Here is a 20,392-nt window from a genome sequence, read left to right on the forward strand (position 1 = left end):
TCACATTACGCCTGACGCAGGTTCTGCGCAGCTTTCACCATGTTCGCCAGCGCAGCGCGGGTTTCTGGCCAGCCGCGGGTTTTCAGGCCGCAGTCCGGGTTAACCCACAGACGCTCCGCCGGAATACGCTGGGCGGCTTTTTGCAGCAGAGCTTCGATCCACTCCACGCTTGGCACGTTCGGGGAGTGAATGTCGTACACACCCGGCCCGATTTCGTTCGGGTAGTCGAACTCTTCGAACGACTCCAGCAGCTCCATATCTGAACGTGAGGTTTCGATGGTGATCACGTCAGCATCCAGCGCGGCAATAGAGTCCATGATGTCGTTAAATTCGCAGTAACACATGTGGGTGTGGATCTGCGTGTCGTTCTTTGCCACGGCGGCGTTGATGCGGAACGCTTCCACGCCCCACTCCAGGTACGCCGCCCAGTCGCTGCGACGCAGCGGTAAACCTTCGCGCAGGGCCGGTTCGTCAATCTGGATGATGCCGATCCCGGCTGCTTCCAGATCCGCCACTTCATCACGCAGCGCCAGGGCAATCTGTTTGGCGATGGTTTCGCGGGTTACGTCTTCGCGCGGGAAGGACCAGCACAGAATGGTCACCGGACCGGTCAGCATGCCTTTCACCGGTTTGTCGGTCAGGGACTGGGCATACTTCGCCCACTCGACGGTGATCGCTTCCGGACGGCTGACGTCGCCAATGACAACCGGTGGTTTCACGCAGCGGGAGCCGTAGCTCTGCACCCAGCCGTTCTGGGTGAAGACGAATCCGTCCAGGTGCTCGCCGAAATACTCGACCATGTCATTACGCTCGGCTTCGCCGTGGACCAGCACGTCCAGACCCAGACGTTCCTGCTCAACAATCGCTTGTTTGATGTGTTCCGCGATGCCGGTGCGGTAGTTGTTAGCGTCGAGATTGCCTTTTTTGAAGTCCAGGCGCAGGCCGCGGATTTCAGTGGTCTGCGGGAATGAGCCGATGGTGGTGGTCGGCCAGGCCGGCAGATTAAAGCGCGCACGCTGGGCTTCAGCACGCACTTCGTAGGCATTTTCACGCTGGCTGTCTTTGGCGGTGATCGCCGCCAGACGTTTTTCCACCACCGCATTGTGAACGCGAGTCGAGTGGCGACGCGCCTGAATTGGGGCGCTCCATTCGGTAATCGCCGCCGTGTCGCCGCTGTTTAACGCATCGCGCAGCAGGGCCAGTTCTTCACATTTTTGCAGGGCGAAGGCAAACCAGCTTTTCACTTCCGCATCGAGGCGCGTTTCGACGCTCAGGTCGATCGGGCTGTGCAGCAGGGAGCATGAAGAAGCTACCCACAGATCACGTTTGCCGACGATGTCTTTGATCTGCGCGTATTTCTCGGTGAGATCGGCGCGCCAGACGTTACGACCATTCACCAGGCCGGCAGAAAGCAGCCAGTCAGATGGCAGACGTTTGTGAATTTCCGCCACGTCGTCTTTGCCGTGAACCAGGTCCACATGCAGGCCCTGCACCGGCAGCGCAGTGATGGTGTCGAGGTTCGGCGTGACGCCTTCAAAATAGGTGGTCAGCAGCAGTTTGACCCGGCCAGCCAGCGCATCGTAAGCCGGTTTGAACGCGTCCAGCCACTCTTGCGGCAGCTCCAGCACCAGCGCCGGTTCGTCGATTTGTACCCACTCGACGCCGCGTTTTGCCAGTTCCGCCAGCACCTGCTGGTACACCGGCAGGATGTCATTCAGCAGGCTCAAGCGGTCAAACTGTTCGCCTTTGACTTTACCCAGCCACAGGTAGGTGACCGGGCCGAGCAGCACAGGTTTGATTTTGTGGCCCAGCGCCAGCGCTTCGTCCACTTCATCCAGAAGCTGGGTCCAGGTCAGTTTGAACTGCTGGCCTTTCACGAACTCCGGCACCATGTAGTGATAGTTGGTGTTGAACCATTTGGTCATTTCCGCTGCTGCAGCGGGCTCACCGGTCGGTGCGCGGCCACGGCCCAGGCGGAACAGGGTGTCGATATCTACCGATCCATCGTTGTTCTGATGACGAGCCGGCACGTTGCCGAGCAGCAGGCTGGTGGTCAGAACATGGTCGTACCAGGCGAAATCGCCCACCGGCAGCAGATCCACGCCCGCCTGTTTTTGTTGATCCCAGTGGCGAGCGCGCAGTTCACGCCCCACCGCCAGCAGTTCTTCACGGGTGGAGTTGCCCGCCCAGTAGCTTTCTTGTGCTTTTTTCAGCTCGCGACGCAGGCCAACGCGAGGGAAACCGAGGGTGTGGTTAATAATTGTCATGTCGCTGCCTCTTATGGAATTTGTTATTTAGCCATCCAGATGTTTACACATCCATAATGTAAAGGTACTGTATGATCCACAAGCGCAAAATGTTCATGGCGAAGTGAAGGACTTTCATGATCGAGATAAAACACCTGAAAACGCTACAAGCGTTGCGGAACTGCGGTTCGCTCGCAGCGGCTGCGGCCACGCTGCATCAAACTCAATCCGCCCTGTCACACCAGTTCAGCGATCTGGAACAGCGCCTTGGTTTTCGCCTGTTCGTGCGTAAGAGTCAGCCACTGCGCTTTACGCCGCAGGGCGAGATTTTATTGCAGCTGGCTAATCAGGTGCTGCCGCAGATCGCCAGTGCGCTGCAATCCTGCAATGAACCGCAGCAGACGCGTCTGCGCATCGCCATCGAGTGCCACAGCTGTATTCAGTGGCTGACGCCCGCGCTGGAGAATTTCCGCCAGAACTATCCGCAGGTCGAGATGGACTTTAAATCGGGCGTCACCTTTGACCCACAGCCTTCTCTGCAACAGGGCGAGCTGGATCTGGTGCTGACTTCCGATATTCTGCCGCGCAGTGGCCTGCACTATTCGCCAATGTTTGATTATGAAGTGCGCCTGGTGCTGGCCCCGGATCATCCGCTGGCGCTGAAAGCTCGCGTGACGCCGGAAGATCTGGCGACCGAAACGCTACTGATTTATCCGGTGCAGCGCAGTCGTCTGGATATCTGGCGTCATTTCCTGCAGCCGGCGGGCATCAGCCCGAACCTGAAAAGCGTCGATAACACCCTGCTATTGATTCAGATGGTGGCGGCGAAAATGGGGATCGCGGCGCTGCCGCACTGGGTGGTGGAGAGTTTTGAACGCCAGGGTCTGGTAGTGACCAAAACCCTGGGCGAGGGATTGTGGAGCCGACTGTACGCCGCCGTGCGCGATGGCGAGCAGCGTCAGCCAGTGACGGAAGCGTTTATTCGCTCAGCGCGGAATCACGCTTGCGACCATTTGCCGTTTGTTCGGAGCGCGGAGCGACCCAATGGCGATGCACCCATAGCGAAGCCAGGATCACCGTTCCCCCAATAATAAAGCTTGGCCAGTGCGGTTGTTCCTGCCAGATAGCCAGGTTTACCAGCAGCCCGGCGGGCACGTGAACGTTGTTCATGATGCCCAGCGTCCCGGCGTCTACCTGCGTGGCACCGTAGTTCCACATGAAATAACCTAAACCTGACGCGACCACGCCCAGCCAGATAAGCACGCTCCATTGCAGCGTGGTGGTCGGCAGTTTTTGTGGGTTACCGAGCATAAACCACGCCACTACTGCAACGATGAACGCTCCCATGTAGAACCAGGCAAAGGCGTTATGCTGCGGCATCGGGTGGATCTCCATCAGGCGCTTGTAGCCTACCATCCCAATCGCAAAGCTGATATTCGCCAGCTGGACAAACATCAGCCCGGTCCAGAAGTGATCGCTCACTTTGTCGTAGCGAATAATCGCCGCACCCGCCACCGCCAGCAGCGCGCTCAGCACATAGCCCCAGCGCAGGCGGCGTTTGCTCAGCAGGTCATAAATCAGGGTGATATAGAGCGGCGTCAGCACCGTAAACAGCAGGAATTCCGAGACCGACAGATAGACATACGCGCGGAAGCTAAACAGATACATGATGCCGAGCTGCATCGCGCCCACCAGCATGTACAGCAGAATGGTTTTGAGGGTTTGCCCGCGCAGACGCAGGAACGGCAGGAACACCAGTGCAGCCAGCCCAACGCGCATCAGCACGGAGAAGTAGCTGTCGACGTGTCCGGCAAGGTATTCACCGATCAGGCTGAACGAGAAGGCCCACAGGATAGTGGTGATAATGAGTAGCGCCACAATGCATGTCTCTCAGAAAGAAGGACTGGCATTGTAGCGAACTCTTCAGTTGACAACTGAGCAATAAATAATCAAATGAAGATTATTCAAGGAACAGCTTGCGCAGATAGTTTGGCACAGCGTTGTCGCCGTTGGTGCCGATCACTTCCAGCTCCGGGTGCATGTCTTTCAGACGCTGGTGCGCATTTTCCATGATGCAGCCTTTTCCGGCCATCGACAGCATTTCCGCGTCGTTCATGCCGTCGCCAAAGGCGATGCAATCTTTCAGCTCGTAGCCCATGCGTTTGGCAACCGCTTCCAGCGCGTGGCCTTTCGACACGCCGCCCGCCATCACTTCCAGACAGGTCAGAGTGGAGAAGCTGACGTTCACGCGATCGCCCCAGCGCGCGTTAATGGCCTGCTCCAGCGGGAGCAGCTCTTCGTGGCTTTCGCAGGTGAAGAACACTTTGCTGATCCCTTCAGGCTCAAGCAAACCTGGCTCGTACAGGGTGTAGTTGAACACCGCTTCTTTGAAGAAGCGCATCTCATCCGGGCGATGACGGTTCATAAACCAGTCGTCGTTGCGGTAGACGTTGGTGACGATATTCGGGTTGCTGTGCACCACGCCAAACAGATCGGCGGCGATATCGCGGTCGAGGTTATGGGTGAAGATCAGGTTACCGTCGGTGTCATGTACACGCGCACCGTTGGAGGTGATCATGTACGCTTTGATGTCCAGATTATCGCGGATCTGCCCCACATCCACGTGGTGGCGGCCCGTCGCGAAAACGAAGTTCACGCCACGAGCAGTCAGGAGTTTTAAGGTTTCTTTCGCGTAAGGCGACAGGGTGTGATCGGGGGAAAGCAGCGTGCCATCTAAATCAGATGCGACAACCTGGTACATAGGAAAATTTAACCTCAATAGGAAATCAGTTATGCCTGTCGAAAAACTCGACGATGGCGTTGAGCGCGACTGAGCGCATGGTGTCCTTTTCAAAAAGGATCTCATGGTACGCGCCCTTTATGACCAGCGGTTTTTCCCCTTCACAGGGATGCCCGGCGGCGGCGCGTAATTCACAAAAACGGTCGTGCATGCGGTTATCCACCACACGCTCTTCTTCGGCCTGAATCAGTAACGTCGGGGTGGCGTCTTTATTGACACCGGCCAGCGCAGACTCACCTGCGCGGATGCCCTCACGCACCCAGTGGTACGTCGGCCCACCGACGCGCAGGCGCGGTTCATCGGCGTAAAAGCGCAGGTTGCGGCGATACCGCTGTCGGCTGTGCGTCAGCACGTTCATGGCAAACGGCAGCGCGCGCCAGCGACCGGTGCCTATCGCGTAGCCTTCACGAATGCGCTGATGGCCCTCAGCCCAGTCGAGAATATGGCGCACCATCCAGTCCGGGAAGCGCATCACGATGCCAAACATCGGCGCGGTGAGCGCGATGGCATCACACTGATGCGGATGACGTTGTAAAAACAGCGTCGCAATCGCCCCGCCCATCGAATGCGCCAGGATATAGCGCTTACGCCACGGACCCGGCTGCACTTCCTGCTCCCAGAACGCGGCAAGATCGTCGACATAATCGCTGAAATTCACCACATGTCCACGGTGCGTGTCCGATAACAACCGCCCGGATCGCCCTTGTCCACGATGGTCGATAATCAAAACATCAAAACCAAGATGGAAAAGGTCGTAGGCCAGTTCAGCGTATTTGACGTAACTTTCGATACGACCGGGACAAACCACGATCACGCGGTCGTTTTTGACATCCCGAAAACGCACAAAGCGCACCGGAACATTATCCACGCCGGTAATTTCGGCTTCTTCGCGCTGACGCCAGAAATCGGTCAGCGGCCCCATGGAGAAAGCAGCAAATGCGTTCTCGCGTGTTTCCCAGTCCTTTTTCTGCTGAAACATCGGGTTTCCACCCCTGTAAGCCAAGGAATATCGTTTTTTCAGGACGCATCGCACAACGACGCGACAATAGCGTATTGTGGCATAAAAATAGACGATTCGGGAGTTTCAAATGACCTTCGAGTGGTGGTTCGCTTACCTGCTGACATCCATCATCCTGAGCCTTTCCCCTGGCTCTGGCGCGATCAATACCATGACCACGTCCATTAACCACGGCTATCGCGGCGCAGTGGCGTCCATTGCCGGATTGCAGACCGGACTGGGGATTCATATCGTGCTGGTCGGGATTGGCCTCGGCACATTGTTCTCGCGTTCGGTGCTAGCCTTTGAAGTGCTGAAATGGGCGGGTGCGGCCTATCTGATTTGGCTGGGCATTCAGCAATGGCGCGCGGCAGGCTCGATTGACCTGAACACCCTTGCCCACACCCAAACGCGTGGCCACCTGTTTAAACGCGCGGTGTTTGTGAATCTGACCAACCCGAAAAGTATCGTGTTTCTCGCCGCCCTCTTCCCGCAATTTATCGTTCCGCATCAGCCACAGGTGATGCAGTACGTGGTGCTGGGTGCGACGACCATTATTGTCGATATTATTGTGATGATTGGTTACGCGACGCTGGCGCAGCGGATTGCGGCGTGGATTAAAGGGCCTAAGCAGATGAAGGCGCTGAATAAAGTGTTTGGGTCGTTGTTTATGCTGGTGGGGGCGTTACTGGCTTCGGCGAGGCATGCATAGGTGAGAAAAGCCGGATAAGGTGCACGCACCTTATCCGGCCTACAACGACTTAACGCGAAATAATCAGATGAATACCGAAGCCTGCGAACAGCGCGCCAGCAAAGCCGTCGATCCATTTCGCCAGACGCTGATAGCCGCGGCGCATGGACGGTAAGGCGAACAGGCTTGCCACAACAGTGAACCAGGCGAAGGTTTCGACGACGATCAGCAGGAAAATCCCCCAGCGCGCACCCGCGCCAACATCATCGCCAACGAACAGGGAAAACACAGAGCCGAAGTAAATAATCGCTTTCGGGTTCGCGAGGTTGGTCAGTAAGCCGCGCACAAAGCTGCGTCCACCGGTTGCCAGCTCCACTTTCGGTTCAGGCGCAGCAACGCCCTCTTCTTTCTTCAGCGCACCGCGCAGCATCTGGTAGCCCATCCAGCACAGATACAGGCCACCGCCGACCATAATGATGTTATGCAGCCAGGCCATTTTCGCGAGGATCAGGTTCAGGCCGAGCAGCGCTACGGCGGCCCAGACCATCACGCCCATAGTGATCCCGAGCACGCCCATCATCGCCTCTTTGCGGGAGCGGCTGACGGCGGTCTGAGAAACGAAGAAAAAGTCAGGGCCAGGGCTCATCAGCGCAACGATGTGCACCAACGCCACAGTGAGGAATAGCATCAACATAATTAACTCGCGGAAGAATAGTTCAGTGAGTCACCATCCTGGCACTTTTTAGCCGGGCTGACTACTCCTCATCGTCACCATCAGCGTGCGAGCGAATCAGCGCCATAAACTCTTTGCCGAAGCGCTCGAGTTTGCGCGTGCCAACACCGTTGACGCTGAGCATTTCACCGGCGCTGAGCGGCATCTGCTCGGCCATTTCAATCAGCGTCGCATCGTTAAACACCACATACGGCGGGATGTTCTCTTCGTCGGCAATCGCCTTACGCAGCTTACGCAGTTTGGCAAACAGCTTGCGGTCGTAGTTGCCGCCGTAGGATTTCTGCGCCACGCGCGGTTTCAGGGCAATCACGCGCGGAACGGCAAGCTGGAGTTCTGACTCGCCGCGCAGCACTGGACGCGCCGCTTCCGTGAGCTGTAGCGCAGAGTGCTGGGCGATATTTTGCGTGGCAAAGCCGAGGTGAATTAGCTGGCGGATAATGCTGACCCAGTGTTCGTGGCTCTGTTCGCGACCAATGCCGTAAACCGGCAGCTTGTCGTGGCCCATCTCGCGGATACGCTGGTTATTTGCGCCTCGCAGCACTTCCACGACATAGCCCATACCGAAGCGCTGATTTACGCGGTATATAGTTGAGAGCGCCTTACGCGCGTCCATCAGCCCATCATATTGCTTCGGCGGGTCGAGACAGATATCGCAGTTTCCGCACGACTCCTGACGCCCCTCACCAAAATAGTTAAGCAGCACCAGACGACGGCAGGTTTGCGCCTCAGCAAACGCCCCCATCGCATTGAGCTTGTGGCGTTCGATGTCCAGCAGCTGGCCCTGCGGTTTTTCTTCCAGACAGCGGCGCAGCCACGCCATATCCGCCGGATCGTAAAACAGCATCGCTTCAGCTGGTAGACCGTCACGCCCGGCGCGGCCCGTCTCCTGATAATAGGATTCGATATTGCGCGGGATGTCGAAATGCACCACAAAGCGCACGTTCGGCTTGTTGATCCCCATCCCGAAGGCGACGGTGGCGACCACGATTTGCAGGTCGTCGCGCTGGAATTTCTCCTGCACGTCCGCGCGGATGTGGTTTTCCAGACCGGCGTGATAGGCCGCGGCGCTAAAGCCACGGTTTTGCAGTCGCGCGGCGGTGTCTTCCACTTTTGCACGGCTGTTACAGTAAATAATGCCGGATTTGCCGCGCTGCTCCTGCACGTAGCGCAGAAGCTGGTCCGTCGGCTTGAATTTTTCCATCAGCATGTAGCGGATGTTCGGGCGATCGAAGCTGCTAACCTGAATGAACGGATCGTTCAGCCCAAGCAGGCGAACAATGTCCAGACGAGTGGTGTCATCCGCCGTGGCGGTGAGCGCCATAAACGGCAGCGCCGGAAAACGCTGACGCAACTGGCCGAGCGCGGCATATTCCGGGCGGAAATCGTGCCCCCACTGAGAGATGCAGTGCGCTTCATCAACCGCCAGCAGCACCGGATTCCAGTGCGCCAAATGTTCGAGGAAGTTATCCAGCATCAGGCGTTCAGGGGCGATGTACAGCAGGCGAATCTGCCCGGTACGACAACCGGCCATCACTTCCTGCTGCTGTTCGCGGGTTTGCGTGGAATTGATACAGGCGGCGGCAACGCCGTTTGCCAGCAGTTGGTCCACCTGGTCTTTCATCAGGGAAATAAGTGGTGAAACCACCACCGTCAGACCGTTCAGAACCAGCGCGGGAACCTGATAGCACAGGGATTTTCCGCCGCCTGTCGGCATGACCACCAGACAATCACGGCCTTCCAGCACAGTTTCAATGATGGTTTCCTGGCCAGGGCGGAACTGCTGATAGCCAAAGGTTTCCTGCAAAACCTGTTTAGCCAGCGATTCCTGATTCATTACTTCCGCCTGCGCCACGTTAACCCCATTTGCCAGATATAAAACATTGAACGAACAAAAATTCAGCCCGAAGGTAGAGCATGATAAACGCCAGGCGGGATAATTTCGACTCAGTTCTTGATTAATTTCGTTATCATTTCATCCGCACTAATTGCATAGAAAATAGTTGCCAGGAGGTTTTTCATTGCCGACTCTTTATCCACATTTATTAAATGGATTTATATGAGTTGGAATCCCAACGCTGCATCAAACTACGCCCGGCAAAATGCCATGTCATCATCACACAGCCTTTGTGCAACCTACGTTCGCCACGCCCTCCATGCGGGCGGCGTCGACATAAGCGGCATTCAAGACGCAAAGGATTATGGCCCTGCGCTTGAGAGAAACGGATTTATTGTGCTGGGTTCCGGACAAACGCTTAAGGCTGGCGATGTCATCGTTATCCAGCCTTACCCTGGCGGAAACAGCTCCGGACATATCGCTATTTATGACGGTAACAATTGGTACTCCGATTTCAGACAGCGGGATATCTGGGCGGGGCCAGGCTTTCGAGCCTCAAAACCTCCCCAAAAAATTTACAGGAGAGATTAATGTTAAAAGGACTTTTCGTTGCCTTGCTATCCGTGATGCTCACGAGTTGTGCGACACACTCGGATGACACGGCGGAAAAAACGACGCTGGCGTTTTATCAACAATACTTACAGGCATTTGCGGATTTCGATCCTGCCAATGCTGAGCAATCGCCACAGGCAAATAATTCGCCTCTAATTAAACGCTATGTGGCCTCTGACACCGCATCACGCCTCGCGGAAATTGATGGTATCTATGAACAGGAAATTGTGGGGGCTGACTACTTTACCTACTGTCAGGATTACGCCCCTGAATGGGTGAAAGCGTTGCTCGTGGGTAAAGCATCAATGCAGTTTGGCGGCGCTAAAGTCCCTGTGAGCATCGGCATTGTTGGCGATAAGTATTTGCAACTGATGGTTTATCTGAAGCGCGAGGACAATAAGTGGAAAATCTATCGGGTAAGGAATGTCACGGATAATGTCGAGCAGTATATCTTTGATGATATTGCGATAAAAAATGCGAAAGCCTACGCAAAGGACAATCCAGGACCTCAATAATCAAACGGTAAAACAGGCGCTGAATCATAGGTTTCAGCGCCCATATTTTTGAGCTAGAAAAGATCGTTCAGCATCACGCCCACGCCAACGCGTGTTTGATTGAAGTTGTAGTCGATCAGCGACTCGCCGTAACCGCTGTACACCTGCGTATAGATGCGCACATGTTTGGTCATCGGGTAGCTTAAGCCCAGTTCTGCACCGCCGTAGCCAGTGTTCCAGTTGTATTGACCTTTGGCGCTCAGCACTGCGTCGCCAAGCTGATAACCAATTTTCAGCTGATAGTAGCCCATGTATTTGGTGATATCCGGGTTGTCATCCGTATCGCCAATCACGTACCACGGTTTCACTTCCACCATCCAGTTGCCGTTTTGCGCCATCAGACGGGTGTAAAGACGGTTCCAGCTGCGCGATGTCGGGTCTGAGCGACCGTTGGAGTCATGGTTGTAGCCAAACTCCACGTCACGCAGCGTCCAGCCGGCGAACTCGTCGTCGGTGGCAAAGCCCAGGAACAGCTGCGGCTCATAGTTGGTTTCACGGAACGGGGAGGATTCACCGCTATTTGAAAGCTGCCACCAGGATTTCTGCGTGTAAGAGCCGCCTAAAACGGAGTTCGGCCCCAGAATGCCGCGCCAGAACGGGAATGCCAGGCTGAGCTGGAATTTCACTTCGTCTTTGCGCGCATTATCGGACCAGTTGTAGGAGCTGATCGCTTCTTTGTTGAGGTCGCTGGTCTGGGTGTAAATCACATAGTTGGTGTCGTACGGGTAGAGCGTGAACGGGTTATCGTGCTCCTGAAGCATGTTGGCGATAATGCTGCCGCGAACGGCGGGCTTATCGTGCACCTCTTTGAGCGTCGCTTCCTGCGCAAATGCTGTGAGGGGCAGCGCAACCGCCGCCAGTAACCAACCCAGATACGTCCGCATCGGTGGTGTTCTCCTGCAAAATAGAAATGATGTGAATAGTTATGTGCGGAACATTCTACCTATTTCTCAATTAACTTCCCCTCCTCGTTTCTGAAAGTGGAAATCCTTATCCTTGAAGCATAAAATCAACATTTTATTAACAACGAAGGATGCGACTGTTCATGTCAGCCACGCTTACCGCTGAAGAAGCTTTGAAACTGGTGGGGGAGATTTTTGTCTACCACATGCCCTTTAACCGCGCACTGGGGCTGGAGCTGGAGCGTTACGAGAAAGGGTTCGCTCAGTTGAGTTTTAACAATCAGCCGATGATGGTCGGAAACTGGGCGCAAAGTATTTTGCACGGCGGGGTGATTGCCTCCGCGCTGGATGTTGCCGCCGGGCTGGTCTGCGTGGGCAGCACGCTGGCGCGACATGACACTATCAACGAAGACGAACTGCGCCAGCGCTTATCAAGAATGGGGACCATTGATTTGCGTGTGGACTATTTACGTCCTGGTCGCGGAAATCGTTTTACCGCCACCAGCAGTCTGCTGCGAGCGGGCAATAAGGTTGCCGTCGCCCGCGTCGAATTGCATAACGAAGAGCAGGTTTACATCGCCAGCGCAACCGCCACTTATATGGTGGGTTGAGACGGTTTAATCGGGTAAAATGAGTTCACTTTCTTGTAACGGATTATCCCGATGGATGCTAAACAGACGCGGCAGGGCGTTTTACTCGCCCTTGCCGCTTATTTTATTTGGGGTATCGCGCCTGCGTACTTCAAGCTGATCTACTTTGTCCCGGCCGACGAAATCCTCACCCACCGCGTGATCTGGTCCTTTTTCTTTATGGTGGCGCTGATGAGCGTGAGCCGCCAGTGGTCAGGCGTGAAAACGCTGCTGCAAACCCCGAAGAAGATTTTCCTGCTGGCGCTGTCGGCGGTGCTAATTGGCGGTAACTGGCTGCTGTTTATCTGGGCGGTGAATAACCACCACATGCTGGAGGCGAGCCTCGGCTACTTCATTAACCCGCTGGTGAATATCGTGCTGGGGATGCTGTTCCTCGGCGAACGCTTCCGCCGGATGCAATGGCTGGCGGTTTTCCTCGCGCTCTGCGGCGTGCTGGTCCAGCTGTGGACCTTCGGCTCGTTGCCGATCATCGCGCTGGGGCTGGCGTTTAGCTTTGCGTTTTATGGCCTGGTACGTAAGAAAATCGCCGTGGAAGCGCAAACCGGGATGCTGTTCGAAACCCTGTGGCTGTTGCCACTGGCCGCAATTTATCTGTTCGGCATCGCCGACAGTAGCACCAGCCATATGGCCAACAACCCGTGGTCGCTGAACCTGATGCTGATCGCGGCAGGTGTGGTCACCACCATTCCGCTGCTTTGCTTTACCGGTGCGGCTACGCGTTTGCGTCTGTCGACGCTGGGTTTCTTCCAGTACATCGGCCCAACGCTGATGTTCCTGCTGGCGGTAATGTTCTACGGCGAAGTGCCGGGAGCGGACAAAATGGTGACCTTCGCGTTCATTTGGGTCGCGCTGGCGGTATTCGTTGCTGATGCGATTTATACCCAGCGTAGAGTGCGGAAAGGGTTGTAGTGGTTTTTTGCCGGATGGCGGCTTCGCCTTATCCGGCCTACAAAAACCGTAGGGCGGGTAAGCGCAGCGCCACCCGCCAGATTTTCAAAGCCAGTTACGACGTTTGAAATAGAGATACGGTGCCAGGCCGGCGAGGATCATAAAGATAATCGCGCCTGGGTAGCCGAAGCTCCAGCGCAGTTCCGGCATAAACTCGAAGTTCATCCCGTAGCTCGACGCCACCAGCGTCGGCGGCAGGAACACCACCGAAACGACCGAGAAGATCTTGATGATGCGGTTCTGCTCGATATTGATAAAGCCCATCGCCGCCTGCATCAGGAAGTTCACCTTCTGGAACAGGGATTCGTTGTGCGGCAGAAGGGATTCGATATCGCGCAGGATCTCACGCGCCTGCTCCAGCTGACCGCCCGGCAAACGCGCTTTACGCACCAGGAAGTTCAACGCGCGCTGGGTATCCATCAGACACAAACGCACTTTCCAGCCGATATCTTCCTGCTCCGCCAACGTCGACAGCGCTTCGTCGTACTCATCGCCCTGATGGCCTTCCATGATCACGCGGCTCAGCTTTTCCAGATCGCTGTAGATGTTTTCGATTTCGTCCGCCAGCTGTTCAATTTTGGTTTCGAACAGGTCGAGCAGCAGTTCGTAGGCGTTGCCGTCAACCATTGCCTGGCTGCGGGCGCGCATACGGTAGAGACGAAATGCAGGCAGTTCACGTTCACGCAGGGTGAACAAACGACCATCGCGAATGGTAAACGCAACGGTGGAGTTACCGGCGTGGTCTTCCGCATCTTCATAGAAGAAGAAGGAGTGGATATGCAAGCCGTCTTCGTCTTCAAAGAAACGCGCGGAGGCCTCGATGTCTTCCAGTTCCGGGCGGGTCGCCAGGCTTTGCCCGAGCTCTGACTGTACGCGAAGGCGTTCATCGTCGTCCGGCTCGACCAGATCCACCCATACGGCATCAATGAGGGGCTGTGACTCTTCAGCTTCAAGCCGAATCAGTCGGTTTTTTTCCAGTTGAAATGCGCTCAACATGACCGGGACTCCCAATGCAAAAAATATCGGACAGTTCGGTGGGCACACAGAAACAATATGGGTTTCAGACCATTAAAAGCCTGACTCAGCGCGACGGGAATTAAGCGGGTCGCTGACAACCACTAAGGCCATCAGCAAAGAGGAGATAGCCTTAGGAGTTGTTCCTGGATGACAGGGAATTGAGCCAGTATTTACTGGGTGTGTCCAAGGCGAATGTCCTCTTAGCGTAATCGTGCGCGCATGTTACGCCAGCATTTACTGTGGCGTCAACACGCAACGGGACGCTGAAGGGCAATAAATAGCCTTACGCTTATAAGGCTAGCAGATTATTACAAAATAATGATATTTTTCTGAATGTTACACTGTTTCCAGCTTGGCGTAGGCCGCAACCAGCCATTTGATCCCTTGCCCCTGGAACGCAACCTGCAAGCGGCTGTGCTCGCCGCTGCCTTCCAGATTCACGATGGTACCTTCACCAAATTTGGAATGGCGTACGCGTTGGCCCAGCTTGTAGCCGGTATCGTTTTCCGAGATCGGCGTGCCCATCCGCTGATGGTTTACCGGGCGGCTGATACTGGCGCGCAAGCGCACCTCTTCCACGCACTCTTCCGGCAGTTCGCCGATAAAGCGCGACGGACGGTGATAGACCTCTTTGCCGTACAAACGGCGGGTTTCCGCGTAGGTCAGCGTCAGTTTTTGCATCGCACGGGTGACACCCACGTAGGCCAGACGACGCTCTTCTTCCAGACGCCCGCCTTCATCCAGCGACATCTGGCTTGGGAACATCCCCTCTTCCATCCCGACGATAAACACCTGCGGGAACTCCAGCCCTTTCGCCGAGTGCAGCGTCATCAGTTGAACCGCATCTTGCCAGGTATCCGCCTGCCCTTCGCCCGCTTCCAGCGCCGCGTGGGAGAGGAATGCCTGCAATGGCATCAAATCTTCGTCTTCTTCGTTGTAGCTAAACTGGCGCGTGGCCGTCACCAGTTCCTCTAAGTTCTCAATTCGCGTCTGGCCTTTCTCGCCTTTTTCCTGCTCGTACATCATGCGCAGGCCGGAATCTTTCACGACCCGGTCAGTTTGCACGTGCAGCGGCATGTCGGCAGTTTCTTGTGCCAGGGCGTCGATCAGTTCCATAAAGCGCTGTAACGCACTTGCGGCGCGTCCTGCCAGCGCTTTTTCCTGCAACAGCTCACGGCACGCCTGCCACAGGGTGAGCTGACGGTCGCGGGAAGTCTGACGCACCACGTCCAGAGTACGGTCGCCGATGCCGCGCGTCGGGGTATTCACTACGCGCTCAAAAGCCGCATCATCGTTGCGGTTGGCAATCAGACGCAGGTACGAGAGCGCATCTTTAATTTCCTGACGCTCGAAGAAGCGCATCCCACCGTAAATACGATACGGCATACCGACTTGCAAAAGTGCTTCTTCCAGCACGCGCGACTGGGCGTTGCTGCGATAGAGAATGGCGCACTGCTCCAGCGCTCCGCCGTTCTCCTGCCAGGTTTTAATGCGGTTCACCACAAATCGAGCTTCGTCCAGTTCGTTGAACGCGCAGTAAATCGAAATCGGTTCGCCGTCGACGCCATCGGTCCACAGTTTTTTGCCCAGGCGCCCGTTGTTGTTTTCAATCAGGGCGTTGGCGGCACTCAGGATGTTGCTGGTTGAACGGTAGTTCTGCTCCAGACGGATGGTTTCTGCGCCGGGGAAATCCTTCAGGAAACGCTGAATGTTTTCCACCTGCGCACCGCGCCAGCCGTAAATCGACTGGTCGTCATCGCCGACGATCATCACCTTGCCGGTGTCGCCCGCGAGCATACGGATCCACGCATACTGAATGTTGTTGGTATCCTGGAATTCGTCCACCAGGATATTGGTGAAACGTTCACGGTAGTGCTGAAGAATGTGCGGTTTATTGAGCCACAGCTCGTGGGCACGCAGCAGCAGTTCGGCAAAATCCACCAGCCCGGCGCGATCGCAGGCTTCCTGATAGGCCTGATACACTTTCTGCCAGGTTTGCTCGACCGGATTGCCGAAGCTCTGAATGTGGTGCGGGCGCAGCCCTTCGTCTTTTTGGCCGTTGATGTACCACATCGCCTGACGCGGCGGCCACTGCTTCTCGTCGAGATTCATCGCCTTGATCAGGCGCTTGAGCAAACGCAGCTGGTCTTCGCTGTCGAGGATCTGGAAATCCTGCGGCAGATTCGCGTCCATGTGGTGCGCACGCAGCAGGCGGTGCGCCAGCCCGTGGAAAGTGCCCACCCACATGCCGCCCTGACTGGAGCCCATCAGCTGCGCGATACGGTGGCGCATTTCCGCCGCCGCTTTGTTGGTGAAGGTCACCGCCATGATGGAATACGGCGAGCAGTTTTCGACGCACTGTAGCCACGCAATACGATGCACCAGAACACGCGTCTTACCACTGCCCGCCCCTGCCAGCACCAGCATATTGGTCCGCGTCGCGGCAACCGCGTCACGCTGTTTGTCATTAAGGCTGTCGAGAAGGTAAGAAACGTCCATTGGCACCAAAACCTGGTTATTTATACAATACTGCTGGTGATTATATCAGCGTGGTGAGGGATGCCAACCGCGAAATTTCGACGTGCGGCAACAGGCGGCTGTCGGCGGTCTGCATCAGGTCAGCGTTTTCTGGTTTGATCCAGCAGGCCTGCATGCCGCAGCGGATCGCGCCCGCCACGTCGGTGGTCAGATCATCGCCCACGTGCAAAATCTCGCCCAGCGGCAGGCTGAGTTTTTCCGACGCCAGATGATACATATCGTTAAACGGCTTTGCGCGCCCGTGCGGGCCTGCGCGCAGGACGAACTCGAAATAGTTACCAAGGCCAAACAGCTCTGGCTGCGCATTGCCGTTGGTGATCGCCACCAGCGGCCATTTTTCGGCCAGCGCCGTCAACGTGTCGTGTGTTTCCTGCGGCACGTCGATACGGCTACGCCATTTGGCAAAATTCGCCATCGAGGCTTCCGCGCCCAGCGCGGCCTCTCGTGCGTTCAGCCCGGCATTCAGCATCGCCTGTTCAACGGCACGACGACGCCATTCTGTCACATCGTGGTAAATGTCCGGCTCGGTTTCGCGCAGCGCCTGGCGCAGGCGCTGGAAGTCTTTGTTTTGCAGCGTTTTCAAAGAGGGATGGTAGTTTTGCACAAACGCCAGCGCTTCCTGCTCGGTACGCAGGATCACCTCGCGGTTATCATAAAGAGTGTCATCAAGGTCAAACGTCAGGGCAGAGATCTGACCCAGTGGGCGGTAAAAACGCATTATTTCCCCCGTTTTGCGCGTGGATGCGCCGAGTCATACACCGAAGCAAGGTGTTGAAAATCAAGATGGGTATAGATTTGAGTGGTCGATAAATTGGCGTGGCCTAACAACTCCTGCACGCCGCGCAGATCGCCGCTGGATTCGAGCATATGGGTCGCAAAAGAGTGGCGTAATTTATGCGGGTGAACGTGGCTGTTTAGCCCCTGCTTGATGCCCCATTCAGCAAAACGCTTCTGCACATTTCGCGCGGAGATGCGTTTTCCGAGTTTAGAAAGAAACAGCGCGTTCTCTTCTGCGCCAAACAGCCCGCGTAAATCCAGCCAGTGCTCAATCCACGCTACGGCGTTGCGACCAATCGGTAAACGGCGCTCTTTGCTGCCCTTCCCCATCACCCACACTTCACCGGTGTCTAAATCAAGATGTTTCAGATCCAAACCCACCAGTTCTGAAAGACGTAATCCCGCGCCGTACATCACCTCCAGCATCGCGCGGTCCCGCACCGCCAGCGGATCGTTAAGATCGATATCCAGCAGACGATTCACATCATCGACGTCGATATTTTTCGGCAGATGACGCGGAGCTTTCGGTGTGGCGATACCTTTCGCCGGATTGGCTTTGAGATCGCCCTGGCTCACCAGCCAGTCGAAGAAACTGCGCAGCGCGGAGAGGCGTAGCGCGAGGCTCGCCGGACCCAGGCCTTTACGCCGACTACGCACCACAAACCCGCGCACAGTGGCAGCGTCACACTGTTGCCAGTTCTTCAGGCCGATCTCGTCGGCGATTTGCATGATGGCATCAAGCTGACGCTGATAGTTAAGCAGCGTTATCGGGCTAAGCTGTCGTTCTACGCCCAGATAGCGCAGGAAACGCGCTACCAGAGGAGCAAGCAGGGAATCCGTCATACGCGTTCAATCCAGCGCTCCAGCAGCTCAGGGAGCATCAGGGCGATTTCCTGAAGCAGATGCGTGCCTTGTCCTTGCTCGTAGTGGTGTGCGTCACGGCTGGTGAAGAGCATCACGCCCAGGTCGCCGTCGCGCCCCATCAGGGACATGGCGACCGAACCGATGGCTTTGGCCTCCGGCAGCACCACCAGCAGCTCAGGTCCGTTTAACGGCCCGAGATAGTGAAGTTCATGCCCAAGACGCTGAATGCGCAGCGGTTCGAACGCCTGGCGATTCAACGCTAAATGAGTGAAGCCGGAAGGTGCGCCGATACGCCAGCGATCGGGAAACAGGCGAAGGGTTGCGCCTGCCAGACCGAGCTCGCGCGCCCAGCGATGAAAGCGGCTGAGAAACTCATCCAGACTGTGCGCCGACGCCAGCCGCGCCTGCAAATTCAGCAGACGATAAAACAGGCTTTCGTTGTTACTGGCCTGTTCCATCAGCAGGGTCATGTTCTCTTCCAGCTGATCGATGTGCTTGCGCGAACGCGCCATATGCCATTCGACCAGCGAGACGGTGTCGCGCACTGGATGCGGCACGCGCATCTGTTCGACGACGCGTGCATTGCGGATAAAAAACTCAGGATTGCGCAGCAGATAATCAACAACAGCCCGGTCGTCCAGTTCCATTATTGTTTCCTGCAGTTCTTCCCCTGGTTGTTTCATAGATGGATAAACCCGTCGTAGACATGTGCCGCCGGGCCAGTCATATACAGTGGATGACCCGGACCTTTCCAGGCGATATCGAGACGACCGCCCGGTAATTCCACGCGAACCTCTTCCGCCAGTAACCCTTGCGAGATACCGACAGCCACAGCCGCGCATGCGCCGCTGCCACAGGCTCGTGTTTCGCCCGCGCCGCGCTCATACACGCGCAGACGGATGTGTTCGCGTTTTACCACCTGCATAAAACCGATATTAGCGCGTTCCGGGAAGCGTTCGTGGCTTTCCATAATCGGGCCGAGGGTTTCGACTGCGGCGATATCAACATCATCAACCTGAATCACGCAATGGGGGTTACCCATTGAGACGACGCCGCACAATACTGTCTGCTCGGCCGCCCGCATAATATAGGTCTTTTCCGCTTTGATCGCCCGAAACGGGACCGCAGAAGGCTCGAAGTTAGGCTCGCCCATATTCACGCGCACCAGCTCGTCGTCGGTGACGCTTAATACCATACGCCCGTTAGCGGTGCTGACGCGGATATCGCGTTTGTTGGTTAACCCTTTCAGGCGCACAAAACGCGCAAAGCAGCGCGCGCCGTTGCCGCACTGGGACACTTCACTACCGTCGGCGTTAAAGATGCGGTAATGAAAATCGAGATCCGGGTCGTACGGCGGTTCGACCACCAGCAGCTGATCAAACCCCACTCCCAAATGCCTGTCCGCCAGGCGACGAATCAGCTCAGGGGAAAAAAAGACATTCTGCGTTACCGCGTCGACGACCATAAAATCGTTGCCAAGGCCATGCATTTTAGAGAACTGCATCATTTACTCCATTGCGCGGTTACACAACTGATTGTCAGAAGTTGACCTGGCTTGGGCCACCGTTATCGCCGCGATCGTTGCTCACCGGCGTCGATGATTCAATCTGACTTTGCACAGGTTTGGTTGGCGGCGGAGCGGTTTTATCTGCTGGCGGGAAGTACAGCGGCCCTTTCAGACCACAGCCAGTCAGACTAAACAGAGTGATAAGAACGGCAAGCGTTCGAAAAACGTTTTTCATTATAGGTTGCCCGTAAGTTCATACTTTCTGTTTCTATCATCGCAGGAGAAGACACAAAAGCAAGAGTTTGCCGCTTTCCTGCAACGGGAATTATTTAGCGTTATACTGCCGCCATCACGAAAAACAGGAACAAAACCATGAATGACAGTGAATTCCATCGCCTGGCCGATACCCTGTGGCAGACCATTGAAGAGCGTCTGGACGACTGGGATGGCGACAGCGATATCGATTGTGAGATCAACGGCGGCGTACTGACGCTCAGCTTTGAAAACGGCAGTAAGATTATTATTAACCGCCAGGAGCCGCTGCACCAGGTGTGGCTGGCGACAAAACAGGGCGGCTACCATTTCAGCCTGAAAGGCGACGAGTGGATTTGCGACCGTAGCGGCGAAGCGTTCTGGGATTTACTGGAAGAGGCGGCGACGCAGCAGGCAGGCGAGGCGGTAAGCTTCCGAGGTTAACTACAAAACCTTCTCTTTTGAGAAGG

22 protein-coding genes are annotated in these 20,392 nt (G+C 56.0%); 7 read left to right on the plus strand and 15 right to left on the minus strand.

The features are described 5' to 3' along the window. Nucleotides 1-5 precede the first annotated feature (5 nt). Nucleotides 6-2,267 carry a 5-methyltetrahydropteroyltriglutamate--homocysteine S-methyltransferase gene (metE, locus tag C3708_RS21655; RefSeq protein WP_103950224.1) on the minus strand — a complete coding sequence of 754 codons (2,262 nt, stop codon included), beginning with the start codon at nucleotides 2,265-2,267 and terminating at the stop codon, nucleotides 6-8. A gap of 116 nt (nucleotides 2,268-2,383) precedes the next feature. On the opposite strand from metE, the gene metR reads away from it, so the two are divergent. After that, on the plus strand, nucleotides 2,384-3,337 hold the full coding sequence (gene metR / locus C3708_RS21660) for an HTH-type transcriptional regulator MetR (RefSeq protein WP_095283871.1): 954 nt from the start codon (nucleotides 2,384-2,386) through the stop codon (nucleotides 3,335-3,337). Here metR and C3708_RS21665 read toward each other — a convergent pair. The 3 genes from C3708_RS21665 to pldB all read right to left on the minus strand — a co-directional run bounded on the left by C3708_RS21665 (nucleotide 3,225) and on the right by pldB (nucleotide 6,025). After that, nucleotides 3,225-4,124, minus strand: coding sequence for a carboxylate/amino acid/amine transporter (locus tag C3708_RS21665; RefSeq protein WP_095283872.1), 900 nt, complete (start codon nucleotides 4,122-4,124; stop codon nucleotides 3,225-3,227). The two genes, metR and C3708_RS21665, sit on opposite strands and share 113 nt — an antisense overlap. Nucleotides 4,125-4,206: 82 nt before the next feature. Beyond that, nucleotides 4,207-5,007 (minus strand): sugar/pyridoxal phosphate phosphatase YigL, encoded by an 801-nt coding sequence (yigL, locus tag C3708_RS21670; RefSeq protein WP_095283873.1) that lies wholly within the window; start codon nucleotides 5,005-5,007, stop codon nucleotides 4,207-4,209. 25 nt (nucleotides 5,008-5,032) lie between these two features. Beyond that, nucleotides 5,033-6,025 carry a lysophospholipase L2 gene (gene pldB, locus C3708_RS21675; RefSeq protein WP_095283874.1) on the minus strand — a complete coding sequence of 331 codons (993 nt, stop codon included), beginning with the start codon at nucleotides 6,023-6,025 and terminating at the stop codon, nucleotides 5,033-5,035. A 109-nt stretch (nucleotides 6,026-6,134) separates the two neighbouring features. Between pldB and rhtB the strand changes: the two genes are divergently transcribed. Continuing rightward, entirely contained in the window at nucleotides 6,135-6,755 is a 621-nt protein-coding gene (rhtB, locus tag C3708_RS21680) for a homoserine/homoserine lactone efflux protein (RefSeq protein WP_095283875.1), read from the plus strand. Nucleotides 6,756-6,804: 49 nt separating this feature from the next. Here rhtB and rhtC read toward each other — a convergent pair whose 3' ends face one another. Continuing rightward, a complete protein-coding gene (rhtC, locus tag C3708_RS21685; RefSeq protein WP_095283876.1) occupies nucleotides 6,805-7,428 on the minus strand; it encodes a threonine export protein RhtC in 624 nt (207 codons plus the stop codon). A gap of 61 nt (nucleotides 7,429-7,489) precedes the next feature. After that, nucleotides 7,490-9,319, minus strand: coding sequence for an ATP-dependent DNA helicase RecQ (gene recQ / locus C3708_RS21690; protein ID WP_103947968.1), 1,830 nt, complete (start codon nucleotides 9,317-9,319; stop codon nucleotides 7,490-7,492). Nucleotides 9,320-9,523: 204 nt separating this feature from the next. On the opposite strand from recQ, the gene C3708_RS21695 reads away from it, so the two are divergent. Together C3708_RS21695 and C3708_RS21700 are read left to right on the plus strand one after the other, a co-directional pair. Beyond that, the gene (locus C3708_RS21695) at nucleotides 9,524-9,892 is read left to right on the plus strand and encodes an NlpC/P60 family protein (RefSeq protein ID WP_103950225.1); all 369 of its coding nucleotides are present in this window, start codon (nucleotides 9,524-9,526) and stop codon (nucleotides 9,890-9,892) included. Beyond that, on the plus strand, nucleotides 9,892-10,428 hold the full coding sequence (locus C3708_RS21700) for a YbjP/YqhG family protein (protein ID WP_103950226.1): 537 nt from the start codon (nucleotides 9,892-9,894) through the stop codon (nucleotides 10,426-10,428). Before C3708_RS21695 ends, C3708_RS21700 begins: the two co-directional genes overlap by 1 nt. Nucleotides 10,429-10,481: 53 nt before the next feature. Here the strand turns inward: C3708_RS21700 and pldA are convergent, their stop codons facing one another. Then, nucleotides 10,482-11,351, minus strand: a complete 870-nt coding sequence (pldA, locus tag C3708_RS21705) for a phospholipase A (protein ID WP_095283880.1) — start codon at nucleotides 11,349-11,351, stop codon at nucleotides 10,482-10,484. A 161-nt stretch (nucleotides 11,352-11,512) separates the two neighbouring features. Here pldA and yigI point away from each other — a divergent pair, with 161 nt between their 5' ends. Both yigI and rarD read left to right on the plus strand, forming a co-directional pair. Continuing rightward, nucleotides 11,513-11,980 carry an acyl-CoA thioesterase YigI gene (gene yigI, locus C3708_RS21710; protein WP_095283881.1) on the plus strand — a complete coding sequence of 156 codons (468 nt, stop codon included), beginning with the start codon at nucleotides 11,513-11,515 and terminating at the stop codon, nucleotides 11,978-11,980. Nucleotides 11,981-12,031: 51 nt separating this feature from the next. Continuing rightward, nucleotides 12,032-12,928: an EamA family transporter RarD gene (rarD, locus tag C3708_RS21715; RefSeq protein WP_103947965.1), complete on the plus strand. Its 897-nt coding sequence runs from the start codon at nucleotides 12,032-12,034 to the stop codon at nucleotides 12,926-12,928. A gap of 84 nt (nucleotides 12,929-13,012) precedes the next feature. Here rarD and corA read toward each other — a convergent pair whose 3' ends face one another. The 8 genes from corA to C3708_RS21755 all read right to left on the minus strand — a co-directional run bounded on the left by corA (nucleotide 13,013) and on the right by C3708_RS21755 (nucleotide 19,905). Continuing rightward, nucleotides 13,013-13,963 carry a magnesium/cobalt transporter CorA gene (gene corA, locus C3708_RS21720; RefSeq protein ID WP_095283883.1) on the minus strand — a complete coding sequence of 317 codons (951 nt, stop codon included), beginning with the start codon at nucleotides 13,961-13,963 and terminating at the stop codon, nucleotides 13,013-13,015. Nucleotides 13,964-14,114: 151 nt separating this feature from the next. Next, nucleotides 14,115-14,258, minus strand: a complete 144-nt coding sequence (gene ysgD, locus C3708_RS24085; protein WP_370446908.1) for a YsgD/CorL family protein — start codon at nucleotides 14,256-14,258, stop codon at nucleotides 14,115-14,117. 62 nt (nucleotides 14,259-14,320) lie between these two features. Then, nucleotides 14,321-16,483, minus strand: a complete 2,163-nt coding sequence (gene uvrD / locus C3708_RS21730) for a DNA helicase II (RefSeq protein ID WP_095283884.1) — start codon at nucleotides 16,481-16,483, stop codon at nucleotides 14,321-14,323. Between the two features lie 40 nt (nucleotides 16,484-16,523). After that, the gene (gene yigB, locus C3708_RS21735; protein ID WP_095283885.1) at nucleotides 16,524-17,240 is read right to left on the minus strand and encodes a 5-amino-6-(5-phospho-D-ribitylamino)uracil phosphatase YigB; all 717 of its coding nucleotides are present in this window, start codon (nucleotides 17,238-17,240) and stop codon (nucleotides 16,524-16,526) included. Then, a complete protein-coding gene (gene xerC, locus C3708_RS21740) occupies nucleotides 17,240-18,142 on the minus strand; it encodes a tyrosine recombinase XerC (RefSeq protein WP_095283886.1) in 903 nt (300 codons plus the stop codon). The genes yigB and xerC overlap by 1 nt, the downstream gene beginning before the upstream one ends. Next, the gene (locus tag C3708_RS21745; RefSeq protein ID WP_095283887.1) at nucleotides 18,139-18,846 is read right to left on the minus strand and encodes a DUF484 domain-containing protein; all 708 of its coding nucleotides are present in this window, start codon (nucleotides 18,844-18,846) and stop codon (nucleotides 18,139-18,141) included. The genes xerC and C3708_RS21745 overlap by 4 nt, the downstream gene beginning before the upstream one ends. Beyond that, nucleotides 18,843-19,667 (minus strand): diaminopimelate epimerase, encoded by an 825-nt coding sequence (gene dapF / locus C3708_RS21750; protein WP_095283888.1) that lies wholly within the window; start codon nucleotides 19,665-19,667, stop codon nucleotides 18,843-18,845. The genes C3708_RS21745 and dapF overlap by 4 nt, the downstream gene beginning before the upstream one ends. 34 nt (nucleotides 19,668-19,701) lie before the next feature. Further along, complete coding sequence (locus tag C3708_RS21755; RefSeq protein ID WP_095283889.1) at nucleotides 19,702-19,905, minus strand: lipoprotein; 204 nt, start codon at nucleotides 19,903-19,905, stop codon at nucleotides 19,702-19,704. Between the two features lie 137 nt (nucleotides 19,906-20,042). Here C3708_RS21755 and cyaY point away from each other — a divergent pair, with 137 nt between their 5' ends. After that, on the plus strand, nucleotides 20,043-20,366 hold the full coding sequence (gene cyaY / locus C3708_RS21760) for an iron donor protein CyaY (protein WP_103950227.1): 324 nt from the start codon (nucleotides 20,043-20,045) through the stop codon (nucleotides 20,364-20,366). Nucleotides 20,367-20,392: the final 26 nt, after the last annotated feature.

This window comes from Lelliottia sp. 7254-16, assembly GCF_002922995.1.
Taxonomy (GTDB): Bacteria; Pseudomonadota; Gammaproteobacteria; order Enterobacterales; family Enterobacteriaceae; genus Enterobacter; species Enterobacter jeotgali.